The organism is Streptococcus infantis (genome assembly GCF_047460875.1).
Lineage (GTDB): Bacteria > Bacillota > Bacilli > Lactobacillales > Streptococcaceae > Streptococcus > Streptococcus infantis_AA.
Genome location: NZ_JASHFI010000011.1, coordinates 19,843 through 36,290 on the forward strand (window position 1 = coordinate 19,843; position 16,448 = coordinate 36,290).

Consider the following 16,448-nt stretch of genomic DNA (forward strand, 5'->3'; position numbering starts at 1 on the left):
TAGACTTGTCTTTGCTTATCGCTTTTCTTTTTAAGTGATTCCTTTCCTACAAAAAAAGTTTCATAATCTCCATAGACTAGATCTATCAAGATTATAAAACTTTTTCTTATTTCAAATTATTTTTATAACGTTCCAACTCAGCTTGGTTCCCCCAAACATAATGACCTGGACGAATTTCAACCATTGACGGCTTATCAGTCTCATAGTCATGTTGATCTGGATCATAGACTTTCAAGACTTTTTTACGTTCCAAGATCGGATCAGGGATTGGAACTGCTGATAGGAGAGCTTGAGTATAGGGATGGATTGGATTGTTAAACAATTCTTCCGTCTCAGCTACCTCAACAATGACACCCTTGTAAATTACCGCGATACGATCAGAGATAAAACGAACCACTGACAAGTCATGGGCAATAAAGAGATAAGTCAAGCCCAATTCCTTTTGGAATTTCTTAAGCAAGTTCAACACTTGGGCACGAACAGAAACGTCCAAGGCTGAAATTGGCTCATCAGCAATAACAAAGTCTGGTTGCATAACCAAGGCACGAGCGATACCAATACGTTGACGTTGTCCACCTGAGAACTCATGTGGATAACGTGTCAAGTGTTCTGCCAAAAGTCCAACTTCACGAATGATATTTTGAACTTTTTCTTTTCTTTCTTCCTCATCTTTAAACAGATGATAGTTGTATAGACCTTCAGAGATAATGTAGTCAACGGTTGCACGCTCATTCAAGCTAGCTGCTGGGTCTTGGAAAATCATCTGAATTCGACGGATTAACTCCGAAGCTTGTTCACGTGATTTCTTTCCGTTAATTTTTTGCCCTTCAAAAATGATGTCCCCATTGCTGGTGTCATTAAGACCGATAATAGCACGACCAATCGTTGTCTTACCACTTCCAGACTCTCCAACAAGTGAGAAAGTTTCTCCTTTGTTGATAAAGAAATTGGCATTCTTAACAGCTACAAACTTTTTACTTCCTTCACCGAAGGAAATCTCTAAGTCTTTAATTTCTACTAATTTTTCAGACATTTCCTTCCTCCTAGTCCTCAAGATGTGTAAAGCCCATCTTTTCACGAATCTTGTCGTGTAAATCTGCAATCACCGATGGTTTTTCAACTTTTGGAGCTTGTTCATGAAGCAACCATGTCTTAGCCCAATGAGTATCAGATACTGCAAACTGAGGTGCTTTTTCCTCGAAGTCAATCTTCATAGCATAATCTGAACGAAGAGCAAAAGCATCTCCCTTCAATTCAGTATAAAGCGATGGAGGTGTTCCAGGGATTGAGTACAATTCACCTTTGTCATCCGCAAGTTGTGGCAAGCTTGACAAGAGGCTCCATGTATATGGATGACGTGGGTCGTAGAAGATTTCTTCAACAGTACCATATTCAACAATTTCACCAGCATACATAACTGCAACTTTATCAGCGATACTTGCTACGACACCTAGGTCGTGGGTGATAAAGATTGTTGTAAAGTGGTATTCGTGTTGAAGTGACTTCAACAAATCAATAATCTGTGCCTGAATGGTCACGTCAAGAGCTGTTGTCGGCTCATCACAGATAAGAATGTCTGGACGACAAGCAAGAGCAATCGCGATAACGATACGTTGACGCATTCCCCCAGAATATTGGAAAGGATACTCGTCAAAACGTTTCTCAGAATCTGGAATACCAACTTTATTCATATAGTCAATAGCCATCTCTTTAGCTTCTTGCGCAGTCTTGCCTTGGTGTTTAACAATAACTTCTGTGATTTGACTTCCGATTGTCTTGATAGGGTCTAGACTGGTCATCGGATCTTGGAAGATAGTTGCAATCTTCGCACCACGAATACTTTCCCATTCTTTATGAGAAGATAAGGTTGTCAAATCTTGTCCTCGGTAATTAATACTACCTTGTGCAACACGACCATTTTCTTCCAACATTCCTGTGAATGTTTTTGTCAAAACTGATTTACCTGAACCTGACTCCCCAACTAACGCGAGGACCTCTCCCTCAATCAAATCGATGGAGACACCTCGAATAGCTGTCAAAATCTTGTCACGAACATCAAATTCCACGACAATATCTTGAGCAGTCAAAATTACATTTTTTCCTTTTATCATGTCTACTCCTATCTATGTGTACGTGGATCACTAGCATCCGCTAGGTTTTGACCAACAACGAACAGTGACAAGGATACCAAGACCAAAGTTGTCAATGGAATCCAGAAGAGGTATGCATTTGTCGTTACGTTTTGAGAGTAATCTGAAATCAAACGACCCAAGCTAGGAACTGTAATCGGCAATCCAAGTCCAAAGAATGATAAGAAAGCTTCATATGAGATAAAGGCTGGAAGCATTTGCGACGTACTCGTAACAATAACAGATACCAATTGTGGCATAATGTTTTTCACAATAATCTTATAACTTGGTGTTCCCAAGGTTCGTGAAGCAAGGTTATACTCTAAATCACGGTATCGTAACATTTGGATACGAATTGAGTGAGCAACATTAATCCAGGTTGTTACACTCATGGCAAAAATCAAGTTCCAGAAACCTGCACCGATAGAGTAAGTCAAAACAATAACGATCAAAAGTGATGGGATATTGTTGATAACGTTGTAGACCTCCATCATGATACGGTCAACTGATTTTGAGATCCCCCAAATTCCACCAATGACAACACCGATAAAAAGGTTGACAAAGGTCGCAATGACAGAAATCAAGATAGAATTACGAGCTCCAAACCAGACACCATCAAAGAGAGATTTACCATTACTATCTGTACCAAACCAATGCTCAGCATTTGGTTTAATGTAACGAGCGCTAAAATCATTTACCTTACTTACATCATTGAAGTCAAAATCAGAGAACATTGGGTAAATGAAACTCATCAAAACAACTGCAATCAAGATACCTAGCATGATTACTGTTGATTTCTTCTTCAAAAATTGTCTAAAAACAGAACCCCAGTATGAATAGGCAGGAGCATCAATTGCTTCAGAGGCATAATCATCACGTTTTACAAACTGAAATTTTTCATTACTAATTGTAGACATTATTTGCCTCCTTTCTCTGTCAATTTAATACGTGGGTCAATAATGGTCATCCAAATATCTCCAATAAGGTTTGAGAAGATTGAGACACAAGTGAAGATAAAGACGAGACCAACTACCATATTATTGTTTGAAGCTTTTACAGAGTCGATCAACATTTTACCCATACCTGGGAAGGCAAAGACTGTTTCAGTAAGAGTTGCTCCACCAATAACACCAATAATTGAGCCTGGGATACCAGAAACGAGTGGTACCATAGCATTTTTAAAGATGTGCTTATCAGAAATCTCTTTCTCAGACAAACCTTTAGCACGAGCAAAACGAACGAAATCTTGTGATTGCAAGTCAATCATATAACGGCGAATCCAAATTGCCATAGTAGGTGCTCCTAGCAAGCCCAGAATCACTGCAGGAAGGACATAAGAACGCCAATCACCAGCACCCAAGATTGGGAATGAGTCTGGGAAGCCGATTGAAGAACCAATCAAACGAATAATATAGACTAGGGCAATCGTTGGAAGAGCCAACAAGAACGTTAGAGTCCCTGTTGAGAAACTATCAATCCAAGTGTTTTTGAAACGAGCCATTGCTGAACCAAGAGGAATCGCAATCGCATATGAAATCGCAAGACCAATCAAACCAGTGATAGCAGAACTTGCAATCATAGATGGGTACTGATAGTTGCTCTCAGTAGCTGTATATGGATCATCTTTACCGTAGTTGGCTACTTCACGAGCATCAGCTTGACTCGGAGATTTATAAGTTCTTGAGTAAATATTTACTGATGATGTTTTCTTACCAGTTGGGAATTGAACTTCAGAAGTCTTCGTTTGTCCTTGTCCTTGTGTAATAACTTGAAGAACAGGAGTATTTGCATAAGTTGGATAAGAATCTCCTAGGTTCAAGTTGACAAAGTTTTGGTGAACAAATGGGAACTGACTATTGAAGTACAAGAGGTATTTGTGTTTAGTACCTGAACCCACAAGAGACCAACCGATAGCAGGATCATTCTCAAAGCGCAAATAACGCTCTAAGTTAGGATTCTCAGGGTCTTGGATCTTGTTTGTATGGTCAATATCAAGCAAGTTTGCATAGAATTTAAACACACGTTCAAAAATAGGAATTTCACGTGTAGCGTAGAATTGTCCACTCTCTGTAAACTCACCTAGAGTCCAACCATTCCCAAGTTGTTGGATATATTTTTCATAGATTGCTTTATTTGTATCATTTGCATCTACTGTAACAGAAGAGTCAATGCTACTAGCTTTTTCCTGCAACTCTTTCGTATCATAATATTCGATATAACCCATACGCTCAAAGACGGTATTTTCATAGTTATCACGTTTATCAGCTGTGGTTGCAATTTTATTGTAGTTAGTATCTTGTTTGAAGATCAACTTCCGTGGAACCATCGTATAGATGATTGTGTAAATCAAGGTCGTTACTAAGAAAATAGAAACCAACGACCGCAAGATACGCATAAAAACATATTTTTTCATATTATTTCCTTTAAAATCCCAAAAGAACCTTCTCCTTTAGGAGAGAAAGTTCTGATGAGCATTATTTATTTCACATGACTCGCTAACTCTTTTTGAGCTTTTTCGTTTGATTCAGCTTTTTCTTTGAGCCATTTTTCACGAGCTTCTTTGTACTCTTTGGTTGTTACAGTGTTAGCTTGCAATTTAAGGTACTTGAAGTATACATCTGAACCTTTATCACCAGATTGAGTGTAAGAGGCCGAGAATGGTACTACACGAGAAATAACTGGCGCTGCTCCTGAAGATGACATAGCTGGAAGGAAGAGTGAGCTATCTGTCAACCAAGCTTGAGCTGCTGCATATTTCTCATAACGTTTGTTAAGGTCACTTGTTTCATTACCAGCTTCTTCAAGCAACTTGTCGTAGTCTTTCAAACCAACTTGGGTAACTGCTGGATTTGATGGATTGTCATAACCCATATAAGTCTTTGTTTGCTCGCTGTTACTTGTTTGCAAGATATCAAGGTAAGTTGATGGGTCTTGATAGTCTGGGTTCCATCCAACGGCACCTGAAAGATCCCAATCCTCAGCTGCTGCATTCGGAGCATAGTAAGTGATGTTAAATAATTCATCTTTTGTTACTTGTTGGATATCGATGATTACATTTTCTTCACCAAGAACTTTTTCAACAGATTGTTTGAAGGACTGAATACGCGCAATGTAGCTCTTAGCAGTTTGGTCAACTGGAATATCCAAATGAATTGGGAATTTCACGCCATCTGCTTCCAAAGTCTTCTTAGCTTTAGCAAATTCTGCTTTCGCTTTATCAGCATTGTAAAGACCATCTTGGCCATCCGCAAAGTTTACATCTTTCCACTCATCACCATAAGAAACAACTTTCTCAGTGACCAAGTCACCAAATGTTTTTTCACCTGCAGAAACAAAGTCTGGTTTTACAAATAGATTACGAACAGCAAGGGCTGCTCCATCTTCACCATTGATCTGAGCAGAGTATGCTGTACGGTCAAATGCAAAGTTCAAAGCTTGACGGAAGTCTTTGTTAAGAAGGGCTTTCTTAGTAGAAGTCTTTTCATCATCAGTTGTTTTTGATGTATATTTATAGCTTTGACGGTCAATATTAACACCCAAACCAGCAATACCAGCTCCTTGTGGAGTATAGTAAATGTTGTCTTTGTATGTTTCTGCGATTTTAGAATAATTTGAACTTGTTGGGAAGAGACGGGCGTAGCTGTATGCACCACTTGTAAAGTTACGTTCGATTGATTCTTGGTCTGAACCATCATAGAATGCAAGCGTCACAGTGTCTAAGTGAACATTATCTTTATCCCAATATTGCTCATTCTTCACAAACTCAACAGAAGACTTAGCAGTTAATCCTTTAAGCAAGAAAGGACCATTGTAAAGCAATGATGTTGGATCTGTTGACTTACCAAAGTCTGAACCTTTTGATTTTTCAAACTCTGCATTCAAAGGCCAGAAGATTGCGTAAGACATTTTAGAATTCCAATATGGCTCTGGTTTGTTCAAAGTGTATTGAAGAGTGTAGTCATCAACAGCTTTTACACCAACAGTTGAAAAGTCAGTTGAGTTCCCAGCCACATAATCTGCCAAACCTTTTACAGAATCTTGAGCAAGATACAATGCTTCTGATTTCTTATCAGCTGCGTGTTTCAAACCTGTAACAAAGTCATTAGCAGTTACTTCTGCATATTCTTCACCATCAGCTGTGAGCCATTTTACACCTTTACGAATCTTATAAGTGTATGTCAATCCATCTTGAGACACTGACCAATCTTCTGCAACTGCAGGAGTGAGGTTACCATATTTATCATTTGTAAAGAGTCCATCGATACCATTTGAAGTGACAACTTTTGTACTTTGCTTACCAGAGATAAGGTAGTCCAAAGTTTCTGGATCAGCTGTATATACATATCCGTATGCTTTTGGAGCCTCAGCATTAGATGATTTTGAAGAACCGCAAGCCGCGAGAACACCTGTTGCAAGTAGGGCTACGCCTGCTACTGCAAAAATCCGACTTTTTTTCATATTACTTAACTCCTCTTTTGAAATTAATAAGATAATGCTTATTATACCACAACCACTTCAAAAAGTAAACGAATTTTCAGAATATTTTGTCGCACACATTTTGAAAGTCGGAAAACTTACATTTTCAGAAAAGAAACTATTGACGAGAGCAGATTTTAAAGGTATAATAATAAAAGTTAAGGCGGTATAGCCAAGTGGTAAGGCACGGCTCTGCAAAAGCTTGATCGTCGGTTCAAATCCGTCTACCGCCTCTATGATTCAGAAGACTCCAAACGGAGTCTTTTTTATAAAATGGAGAAGCTTTACTGGCCGAGGACTAGTAAAGCTTCTTTTGTTAATCAGTTTCTTCTTCCAGCTCAATTTCTGTAATTTGAACCTTCAACTTGGTCACACGGCCATTTTTGACTTTGTCATTAGTCAATGTAATGTGTTTGTTGGCACTTTCCAATTCATAGCTAAGTTTTTCAGTTGTTGGAATAGTCCCGACACCCGTCAAATAATAACCAGCGATTGTATCTACATCATCACTTTCAAGTTCAACATCGAAATAACTATTGAAGTCGTTCAAGTTCATCGTACCTTGAACAATGTAGGTATTCTCACCAATAGTGTGAACATAAACCTCAGCACGGTCAGTTTCGTCGTCAATCTCTCCGACAATCTCCTCAAGGAGATCTTCTAGTGTAACTAGACCAGCCATACCACCATACTCATCCAAAAGGATTGCCATCTGTCTTTGAGTATTTCTAAACTCTTTTAATAAATCATCCACAAAAATCGTTTCAGGTACAAAGAGTGGATCTTGCAAGATTCGCTTCCAGACGATATTGTCAAACCCGCTGACAAAGGCTTCTTTAAGGAGGCTCTTGGTGTGAACCAAACCAATGACATTGTCCTTGTCTCCATCATAAACAGGAATACGAGAAAAGTTCTGTTTCAAGATACTTTGGATAATGGTTTGAGTATCATCCTGAATATCTACCATAAAGGCATCTGTTCGAGGAACCATGACTTCACGTGCCATGAGCTCGTCGAGTGAGAAAATCCCCTGCAACATTTCAATTTCATCTGCATCCAAGGTTTCTTCACTCTTAGTTAGCATGTACTCAATCTCATCACGAGTCATTTTTTCATCTGCATCGTCAAATTTCATTGGAGTCAATCGACTCAATAGATTCGTCGAGGCAGATAGCAACCAAACAAAGGGACTAACAATCTTGCCAAGTCCAATAATAACCGGGACAGAGCGAATAGCTAAGGCGTCCTTGAGATTTAGAGCAATCCGTTTTGGGTAGAGTTCTCCAAAGACAATAGAAATATAGGTCAAGAAAGCTAATGATAAGAAGCTAGCTACCGCATAGGCAGTTTCACTATTTCCCATCCAAGAGGCGATTAACTCTCCAAGTGAATCTGCTAGTTTAGCCCCTGACAAGATGGTGATCAAGGTGATACCAACTTGAATGGTTGATAAAAAGTGATTAGGGTTTTCAAGCACCTTTAGCAAACGGATATAGCGTTTATCTCCCTCTTCAGCTTTTTGCTCAACACGCGAACGACTAAGTGAAACCATGGCCATTTCTGTTGCAGAGAAAAAGGCATTTAAAAAAGTCAAAACAACTAATAAAACAAATTGCAGTAACAAATCCTGACTGCTCGGGTCTTCCATTTTCCTTCTCCTAAATAGTATAATTGAGTCTATTATACCACATTTTTTCTCTTCTACACATTATTTTACGATTTCAATAGTTAATCCCCTATCTGATGTGATAAGGGATTTTTAGTCTATTTTGCTTTGGTAACCGTAACTTGACCTGTTCGGTAGTCAAGCTGAATTCCAGTTTGGACATTCGGAATGACGACGTTAAACTCCAACTCCCCATCAGAGGACTTGGCTTCAATCTGAGAAGCTGATGGTACCAAATCTTGCTCAGTAGCATAGAGTAATGTCACGCGGTAACGAACTCGTTTGTTTTGATCTAGGGCTTTTCGAACCAAGCTCTCATAGTAGTTTTGGCCTGTCGAATCTTCGGCACGCGCCTGGTTAGACCAAGCTGTCTGAACAGCGATATTTTTAGGATTGCTAGTAGAAGCATCAAAGCCATCTAACCCACCGATCAAGGCATAGCCCAACAAATGCCCTCTATCGACCGCATGGTTGTAACTTCCCTTTAGATTCTTAACCTGATGCCAGCCTGCTGGCGTCCAAGAAGTCGAGCCATTCCCAGTCTCTTCACGATCCTTGTATTGTCTGGTCGCTTTTGACATGAGGGCATTGGCTACTGTAGGAACTGTCTCTCCTCCTACAGTTTTTGTCTTGTTATCAGCATAGGGTTTGCTTGAAACCTTTGCATCCAAATTTGTCTTATTACCATTGACGATAAAGGCTCCTGCTCCATTCCATTCAAGAGAACCCTTAATTTGTTTTTTGATAGAATCTGTCAGGACACTTTCAGCTAATTCTTGACTTGGAGCATCCGATGATTGAGACTTCTGCTTTACTTGCGTATGAGGCGCAGAGTTGGTAGCTTGCATCTCCTTGATATAATAACTTCCTGCTGACAAGAGCAGAAAAAGCAAGAGACCTACTAGAGTCTGTCTAGTTTTTTTATTCATATTTTCTCCTTATACTCTTCGAAAATCTCTTCAAACCACGTCAGCTTCACCTTGCCGTACTCAAGTAGAGCCTGCGGCTCTCTTCCTAATTTACTCTTTGATTTTCATTGAGTATTACATTCGATTCCTAGAAAAAGGCTGGGACAAAAGTCCTAACCTCTCAATTGTATTTGGATTGTCGAGCAAGACGCAGTGGTTGAGTGGGCTCTACTACGCTGATTTTATCAGCTTTTACAGCCCTACTCAACTGTGCGGAGGTGGGACAACGAAATCGAATTCTAACGAATTACCGATTTCTGTCCCACTCTCATTTTCCTGTAAATTTTGTGATGAGTTCTTGCCATTTTGCTGGCGCCAAAATAGCCCAAGGGTCTTCCCCTTTTCCTAGTATGCCATAGCCAATCATCAAACCAATTGCAAGAGCTAAAGCACCTAGAAGGAGAACTAGCATAACCAAGACAAAACGACGCAAGACATATTTGGCTTCTTTATTCATCTTCATCAGCTTCCACACTTACCCGTTCAATCTTAGCTCCTAACTGAGCCAACTTTTCATGGAAACGGTAGTATCCTCTATCCAAGTGAACAAGTTTTCCAACAACTGTCTCTCCTTCAGCTACTAGTCCTGTTAAAATCAAGGCTGCACTGGCACGTAAGTCTGTCGATAGAACTTCTGCACCTTGGAGTTGCTGTCCGCCAATAATACGAGCTGTATCACGGATGATTTCTGAGTGCAAGCCCATCCGACGCATCTCTTCTAAATGTTGGAAGCGATTCTCAAACACAGTCTCCACCATGGTTGACTCACCTTGAGCTACCGTCATCAAGGCCGTAAACTGGGCCTGCATATCTGTTGGAAATCCCGGATGTGGTAATGTCTTAACATGAACAGCCTTTAGCTTATCCCGCTGTGAACGTACACGAATCCCTTCATCCTCATCAATGACTTCAACACCCATTTCGAGCAATTTAGCTATCAAGGGACGGTTGTGTTCCCAAATGGCATCTTGAATCAAGACATCTCCACCGGTCATAGCAGCTGCTACCATGAAGGTTCCAGCTTCGATACGGTCTTGCACAACATTGTGAGTCGCACCGTGCAATTTCTCAACACCCTTAATGGTAATAGTTTCTGTACCAGCACCTTTGACTTTGGCTCCCATTTTATTTAGTAGAACAGCTAAGTCTACAATCTCGGGTTCACGCGCCGCATTTTCAATAACAGTAACTCCCTTAGCAAGAGTTGCAGCCATCATCAAGTTTTGAGTAGCACCCACACTAGGGAAGTCCATGTAAATGTGAGCTCCGTGCAAGCGTTCTGCCTTAGCTTCAATATAACCAGCCGTTTGGGTGATCTCAGCCCCCATTGCTTCGAGTCCCTTTAGGTGAAGATCTATCGGACGACTACCGATGGTACAGCCACCTGGCATCGAAACTTTTGCGTGTCCTACACGAGCCAAGATTGGCCCCAATACTACAATAGAGGCACGCATCTTGCTGACATACTTGTAGGGAGCTTCTTCTGTGATATCCCCAGTTGCATCAACTTCGACAATATGGGCATCCTGATCAAAATCAACTTGAGCATGCAATCCACGAACCACTTGGTTCATGGTAAAGACATCTGATAAGATTGGAACATTTTTTAAAACAGTTTTTCCTTCACTTGCTAAAATAGTTGCCGCTAGCAGAGGCAAAACTGCATTTTTTGCGCCCTCGATGGTGACACTTCCAACCAAGCGATTATCGCCACCTCGAACTACAATTTTTTCCATAAAATATTTTCCTTTACTTACAATTTTAGAATAGCGCTCTAATTGCTTCTTGCCAGAGTTGGTAGAGATTTAGGAAAAAGGAACTAATCAGATATCCTAAACCGATACTACACAATACTACCAAGAGTCGAATCTTCCCCGCATTGTCCTTGGTCACCTTTAAAATCTGATCCCATTTAACCAGGTCTTTCAAAAGTTGAAAGACTAGATAGACAAAGAACATATGACTACTAAGGGTAAAAAATAATTGAATCATCGGCCTATTATACCATCTTCTCTTTTTCTACGCTAGTTTACAGATTCACCTATTTTTTAGGGATTATTTTTCAAATAGTCAATCGCATCCTGAAGTGTTTTTACTGGAACAATCTTCATGTCTGTTTTAATCATTTCTGCAGCTTCTACAGCCGTATCATAATTACTTTTTGCATGTGGATTGGCTTTTTTAGCTTCTTCAGTTACTGGATTGTTAGGAGCAAAGAAGACTGTTGCTCCTTTTTTAGCTGCTGACACAACCTTTTTATCAATTCCACCAATATCACCCACATTACCATCTCTGTCAATGCTTCCTGTACCAGCTACGATACGACCATTCCGAAGAGTTGGTTCTGCAATTTGTGTATAAATGGATAAACTAAACATAAGCCCTGCACTAGGTCCACCAATTCCTGCTGTTGAAAAACGAATCGGGATATCACTAGTCACTTCCGTGCGGTCAATCAGGCCAATCCCGATACCATTTTTCCCGTTTTCCAGAGTAATAATTTTCCCTTCGGCAGACTTGATTTGCCCATCTTCTTCATAGGTGACCTTAACCTTATCTCCCAGAGTTTGAGAATTGACATAGTCAACTAAATCCTTAGAACTCTCAAAAGTCTTGTCATTAACAGCTGTTACTGTATCAGCGATGTTGAGAATCCCTTTAAAGGTCGAATTGTCGGTAACGGTTAAAACGTAGACCCCAAGGTAGTTGAGCTCTATCTCTTTTCCAGCAGCCTTCAAGCCTTGGTATTTGGCCATGTTCTGCGAAGTTTCCATGTAGAATTGGTTTATGCGGACAAATTCTGCGTCTGATGAACCACCTGTCATTTCCTTAGCACTATGAATATCCGTGAAAGGTGTTAACCAAGCATAGATCAAATGCGCTAGTCGAGCACGCTGAACACCAACTGTTACAAACTGGTAAGAACCTTCCTCTTGATCAGGCTGATTATTTACCTGTAATACCTTACGAATATCCTCTGAAGTCCCTGGAACCTCAATGTAATAAGGCAGGGGCACTGTAAAAGCAACAAAGGTAATGATAAGTCCCACAATCAGGTATATGGGCCATCTAGTCTTTTTCTTCATCTTCTAATTCCTCCAAGACAGTATTTGGCACATATCCACTGATATCTTGACCAAATTTTAATAGTTCTCTGACAGCTGAAGAGCTAATGTGTATATGCTCTAAACGACTATGGAGATAGATCGTCTCTAGTTCACTTGCCAGCTGGTGATTGTAATAGTCAAAACTGGCTTCATACTGGAGGTCTGTAGCATTACGTAATCCTCGCACCAAGACCTGAACTCCAAGTTTTCTAGCAACGTCAACTACCAATTCATCGTGAGAAGCCATCACTTCCACATTTTTGAGATGTCCCACTGCTTTTTCAACAGTCTTCTTTCGACTCTCTATCGGTAAAAATCCCATTTTGTGTGGATTATAAAAAATCCCGACATACAATTTATCAAAGAGCTTACTTGCACGCTCGATGAGATCCAAATGTCCATTAGTCATCGGATCAAAGGAACCTGTAAATAGCCCAACCTTATCTGACATAAACCGTCACCTTACTAATTCCATATACTTTTTCCTTCCAGATACCCAAACAGGCGATTTCTTCTGGAAGTTCTACTGATTTATCGGTCTCGCAGACCACCATGACATCTTCTGAAAAAAGATTTCTCTCTGCCATTTTTTCAATATCTGACACGATTTGTTCTTTTGCATAGGGAGGATCCAAGAAAATAAGATCAAAGACTCCATCCACCTGCTCCAAAGCTCGACTGGATTCCATTTTCAATAATTGAAATTTAGAGGTTTCCTTAGTCATCCGAATATTTTCTGCGACAATACTCTGGGCCCTGCGATCTTTCTCAACCAGTACTGCACTGGACATTCCCCTTGAGACAGCCTCGATGGATAAACCGCCACTACCAGCATAAAGATCTAACACACGTCCACCTTCAAAGTAGGGACCAATCATATTAAAAATAGCGCCCCTGACCTTATCTGATGTCGGTCTAGTTGTTTTCCCGTCTAGCGTCTTTAATGGACGCCCTCCGTAGATTCCTGATACGATTTTCATACCGTATATTATACCAAATTCTTATCAAAAAAAGAAAATCGAACCTTACGGCTCGATTGATTAAAGAATATTTTCGTAAGTATCTCTCACTTCTTGAGGCCAAACACTTGTTTGAACTTCTCCGATATGCTTTTTACGAAGCAGGAACATAGCCATACGAGACTGACCGATCCCTCCACCGATTGTCAATGGGAAGAGTCCATTTAGGAGAGCCTTATGCCATTCTAAAGTTAAACGGTCTTCGTCTCCTGTGATAGCTACCTGACGGCGAAGAGTGTCTTCATCGACACGAATTCCCATTGAAGAAAGCTCAAAGGCTGCACCAAGATTCTCATTCCAAACTAGAATATCCCCATTCAGACCCTTATAGCCATTTTCAGATTCTGTTGTCCAGTCATCGTAGTCCGGTGCACGACCGTCATGAGGTTTTCCGTCTGATAGCTTTCCGCCGATACCGATCAAGAAGACCGCTCCGAATTCCTTACAAATGGCATTTTCACGTTCTTTTGGTGTCAAGTCTGGATAGCGTTCCACCAACTCTTCTGTATGGATAAAGGTAATCTGTTTGGGTAAGATAGACTCAATATCGTAGCGTGCTTCGACTGCAAGTTCTGTCAAACGGATGGCCTTATAAATCTTTTCTACTGTTTCTTTAAGATAGGCAAGATTGCGTTGTCCGTTTGGAATAACTTTTTCCCAGTCCCACTGGTCCACATAGACTGAGTGAGTTGCATCTAGCGAATCTTCATCTGGACGAAGAGCTTTCATGTGAACAAAGAGACCTTCTCCTTCACCAAAACCAAATCGAGCCAAGGTATGGCGTTTCCACTTAGCAAGTGAATGCACCACTTCATAAGTTGCATCGGGAATTTGGAGAACCTTGACTTCCACGGCATTCTCCACACCTGATAAATTGTCCTGCATCCCATCCCCAACCTTACTCAAGATAGGACCTTGTACCTCAACCACTTCTAACTTATCTTTTAAATACTGGGTAAAGGTGTTTTTTACAAAGGAAATTTCTTCCTGTTGATGGATAAAACTTTTCTTCATACATCTCTCCTTTTGAATAATAAGATGATTATACCCTTTTGCCAGTAAAAATGAAAGTAAAAATTTAAAAAAGAGGCTGGGACAAAAGTCCTAGCCTCTCAATTGTCTTTGGATTGTCGAGTAAGACGCAGTGGTTGAGTGGCCTCTACTACGCTGATTTCATCAGCTTTTACAGCCCTACTCAACTGTGCGGAGGTGGGACGACGAAATCGAATTCTACCGAATTAACGATTTCTGTCCCACTCTCTAAAAAATCAATCGTCACTACCGAAAATACGGAGCAAGCTAAGGAATACGTTGATAAAATCCAAGTAAAGACTGAGCGCCAAAGAAACTGCCCAACCTGTTGCAACCTGACCACCTGACTCCTCATAAACATAGCGAATCTTTTGGTTGTCCCAAGCAATCAAGCCTGAAAAAACAAAAACCATGATAATGCTGATGATATAGTCAAAAAGGCTACTGTTTAAAAAGATATTGACAATCATAGCTAGTATGAGGCCCACTAAAGCTGCCAACAAGGCACGTCCCATGCCACTCAAGTCCTTCTTAACCACAACTCCGATAAGAGCCATCACAAAGAAGAGAGCTGCACTAGATACAAAGGCTGTCAAAACAGTACCCGGGGTATAGAGCGAGACAACGAAACTCAGTGTAAAACCGTTTAAAACGGAATAAAGCAAGAAAATTGGCAAGGCTGCTGGACTATTCTTTAAGGCCATACTACTCGCTACATAGACCAGAGCAACTTCTACAAAGCCCGCAACTATTAGCCATACACGAGCATTCATCATAATTTGAACGAGCAAATCCTGGAAAGTTGTCAACATGAGTCCTGAGACAAGGGCTGATAAGCCAATTCCCAAACCTACAAAAGCATAGACTTTTGCATAGAATTGATTCAAACCAGAACGTTCTTGAATAATTGTTTGATTCATATCTTTTTTCTCCTTATGAAATCTTTTTACTGATTATAACAAAAATAAAATGATTTAACTCAAATAAAACATGAGTATACCCGCTGCAATGGCAACATTGAGACTTTCTGCCTGGCCCTTCATGCTGATATGCACCAGTTGGTCCGCCTGCTCTGCCATGAATGGACTAATACCTTGACCTTCATTTCCCATGACCAAGGCGAAGTCCTCTTGACGAGCAAGTTCACGATAATCTTTAGAATTTTGGGACAAGGTAGTTGCTAGAATCGGTAAATCGCTCTTTTTAGCCTTTTCGCAAAATGTTTCAACAGACATGCGATAAATCGGCAAATGGAAATGACTTCCTTGCATGGAGCGAAGAGTTTTGAGGCTATAGATATCTGCTGACTTACTTGAAACGATGACTCCAGAAAAACCTGCCGCATCTGCTGTCCGGATCATTGTGCCAACATTTCCAGGATCCTGCACGTCTTCCAAGAAAAGATATTTTCCAGAAGTAAAATCCGGCAACTGCTCCTCTTCCTTTTGAACAATGACAACAATACCCTGAGGAGTTTGCGAATCTGCTAAATCGAGCAGAATTTCTTCGGTTACAAAAATAGTTTGAGGATAGTCTACCAGTTTATCTCCATACTCTGCAAGGGCAAAAATTTTCTCAATCTTTGCACCAGCTTGAATAGCTTCTTCAAACAAGTGCCAACCCTCAATCAAGTAAGAGGTTTTCCGATATTTTTTTTGATGTAATTTTTTGGCATTTTTCACCACAGAATTGGCTTTAGAGGTTATAATAGTCATAGAAATATTATAACACAATCAAGGAGGTTTGGTATGCAAAAGGTTAAAATGATCGCTCAAGGTCGCGTCCAGGGAGTGGGCTTCCGCTGGGGTGTCTATAGTCTGGCTCTAGAACTAGGTGGCATTACGGGTCGTGTCTGGAATAACGATGACGGAACCGTTGAGATTCTGGCCCAGGCTGAGTCTTCTGCCATTATGGCTAAGTTTATTCAAGAGATCCGAAAAGGCCCTACACCTTTCTCTAAAGTAACCTACCTAGATGTGCAAATGAGTAACTTCCCATCCTATTCGGATTTCAAAGTCGCAAATTAGGTCTCTAGAACTATTGTATATTTT

General features: G+C 40.4%; 17 protein-coding genes and 1 tRNA gene. 2 read left to right on the forward strand and 16 right to left on the reverse strand.

Annotated elements, in window-relative coordinates; genetic code table 11:
• Nucleotides 1-106 precede the first annotated feature (106 nt).
• The 5 genes from QM887_RS07715 to QM887_RS07735 all read right to left on the reverse strand — a co-directional run bounded on the left by QM887_RS07715 (nucleotide 107) and on the right by QM887_RS07735 (nucleotide 6,587).
• Entirely contained in the window at nucleotides 107-1,033 is a 927-nt protein-coding gene (locus QM887_RS07715; protein WP_414271178.1) for an ATP-binding cassette domain-containing protein, read from the reverse strand.
• Nucleotides 1,034-1,043: 10 nt separating this feature from the next.
• Nucleotides 1,044-2,111: an ABC transporter ATP-binding protein gene (locus QM887_RS07720; RefSeq protein ID WP_414271179.1), complete on the reverse strand. Its 1,068-nt coding sequence runs from the start codon at nucleotides 2,109-2,111 to the stop codon at nucleotides 1,044-1,046.
• Between the two features lie 8 nt (nucleotides 2,112-2,119).
• The gene (gene oppC, locus QM887_RS07725) at nucleotides 2,120-3,046 is read right to left on the reverse strand and encodes an oligopeptide ABC transporter permease OppC (RefSeq protein ID WP_414271180.1); all 927 of its coding nucleotides are present in this window, start codon (nucleotides 3,044-3,046) and stop codon (nucleotides 2,120-2,122) included.
• Entirely contained in the window at nucleotides 3,046-4,542 is a 1,497-nt protein-coding gene (locus QM887_RS07730) for an ABC transporter permease (protein ID WP_371620815.1), read from the reverse strand. Before QM887_RS07730 ends, oppC begins: the two co-directional genes overlap by 1 nt.
• A 65-nt stretch (nucleotides 4,543-4,607) precedes the next feature.
• Nucleotides 4,608-6,587, reverse strand: coding sequence for a peptide ABC transporter substrate-binding protein (locus QM887_RS07735; RefSeq protein ID WP_414271181.1), 1,980 nt, complete (start codon nucleotides 6,585-6,587; stop codon nucleotides 4,608-4,610).
• A 180-nt stretch (nucleotides 6,588-6,767) separates the two neighbouring features.
• Between QM887_RS07735 and QM887_RS07740 the strand changes: the two genes are divergently transcribed.
• Nucleotides 6,768-6,838 (forward strand) — tRNA-Cys (locus tag QM887_RS07740).
• A gap of 83 nt (nucleotides 6,839-6,921) precedes the next feature.
• Here the strand turns inward: QM887_RS07740 and QM887_RS07745 are convergent.
• The 11 genes from QM887_RS07745 to QM887_RS07795 all read right to left on the reverse strand — a co-directional run bounded on the left by QM887_RS07745 (nucleotide 6,922) and on the right by QM887_RS07795 (nucleotide 16,112).
• Nucleotides 6,922-8,253, reverse strand: a complete 1,332-nt coding sequence (locus tag QM887_RS07745; protein WP_414271182.1) for a hemolysin family protein — start codon at nucleotides 8,251-8,253, stop codon at nucleotides 6,922-6,924.
• A gap of 116 nt (nucleotides 8,254-8,369) precedes the next feature.
• The gene (locus QM887_RS07750; RefSeq protein ID WP_414271183.1) at nucleotides 8,370-9,200 is read right to left on the reverse strand and encodes a DNA/RNA non-specific endonuclease; all 831 of its coding nucleotides are present in this window, start codon (nucleotides 9,198-9,200) and stop codon (nucleotides 8,370-8,372) included.
• Between the two features lie 307 nt (nucleotides 9,201-9,507).
• Complete coding sequence (locus tag QM887_RS07755) at nucleotides 9,508-9,702, reverse strand: DNA-directed RNA polymerase subunit beta (protein ID WP_075230249.1); 195 nt, start codon at nucleotides 9,700-9,702, stop codon at nucleotides 9,508-9,510.
• Nucleotides 9,689-10,975 carry a UDP-N-acetylglucosamine 1-carboxyvinyltransferase gene (gene murA / locus QM887_RS07760; protein ID WP_414271184.1) on the reverse strand — a complete coding sequence of 429 codons (1,287 nt, stop codon included), beginning with the start codon at nucleotides 10,973-10,975 and terminating at the stop codon, nucleotides 9,689-9,691. Before murA ends, QM887_RS07755 begins: the two co-directional genes overlap by 14 nt.
• A gap of 25 nt (nucleotides 10,976-11,000) precedes the next feature.
• Entirely contained in the window at nucleotides 11,001-11,231 is a 231-nt protein-coding gene (locus QM887_RS07765) for a DUF1146 family protein (RefSeq protein WP_083312451.1), read from the reverse strand.
• Nucleotides 11,232-11,287: 56 nt separating this feature from the next.
• Nucleotides 11,288-12,325, reverse strand: a complete 1,038-nt coding sequence (locus QM887_RS07770; protein WP_414271185.1) for a SepM family pheromone-processing serine protease — start codon at nucleotides 12,323-12,325, stop codon at nucleotides 11,288-11,290.
• Nucleotides 12,309-12,797, reverse strand: a complete 489-nt coding sequence (coaD, locus tag QM887_RS07775; protein WP_075230245.1) for a pantetheine-phosphate adenylyltransferase — start codon at nucleotides 12,795-12,797, stop codon at nucleotides 12,309-12,311. The genes QM887_RS07770 and coaD overlap by 17 nt, the downstream gene beginning before the upstream one ends.
• A complete protein-coding gene (rsmD, locus tag QM887_RS07780; RefSeq protein WP_414271186.1) occupies nucleotides 12,787-13,326 on the reverse strand; it encodes a 16S rRNA (guanine(966)-N(2))-methyltransferase RsmD in 540 nt (179 codons plus the stop codon). Before rsmD ends, coaD begins: the two co-directional genes overlap by 11 nt.
• A gap of 60 nt (nucleotides 13,327-13,386) precedes the next feature.
• Nucleotides 13,387-14,379, reverse strand: coding sequence for an aspartate--ammonia ligase (gene asnA / locus QM887_RS07785; RefSeq protein ID WP_414271187.1), 993 nt, complete (start codon nucleotides 14,377-14,379; stop codon nucleotides 13,387-13,389).
• Nucleotides 14,380-14,633: 254 nt separating this feature from the next.
• The gene (locus QM887_RS07790) at nucleotides 14,634-15,317 is read right to left on the reverse strand and encodes a Bax inhibitor-1/YccA family protein (protein ID WP_414271188.1); all 684 of its coding nucleotides are present in this window, start codon (nucleotides 15,315-15,317) and stop codon (nucleotides 14,634-14,636) included.
• Nucleotides 15,318-15,371: 54 nt separating this feature from the next.
• Nucleotides 15,372-16,112 carry a TrmH family RNA methyltransferase gene (locus tag QM887_RS07795; RefSeq protein WP_414271189.1) on the reverse strand — a complete coding sequence of 247 codons (741 nt, stop codon included), beginning with the start codon at nucleotides 16,110-16,112 and terminating at the stop codon, nucleotides 15,372-15,374.
• A gap of 33 nt (nucleotides 16,113-16,145) precedes the next feature.
• Between QM887_RS07795 and QM887_RS07800 the strand changes: the two genes are divergently transcribed.
• The gene (locus QM887_RS07800; RefSeq protein WP_001174500.1) at nucleotides 16,146-16,424 is read left to right on the forward strand and encodes an acylphosphatase; all 279 of its coding nucleotides are present in this window, start codon (nucleotides 16,146-16,148) and stop codon (nucleotides 16,422-16,424) included.
• Nucleotides 16,425-16,448: the final 24 nt, after the last annotated feature.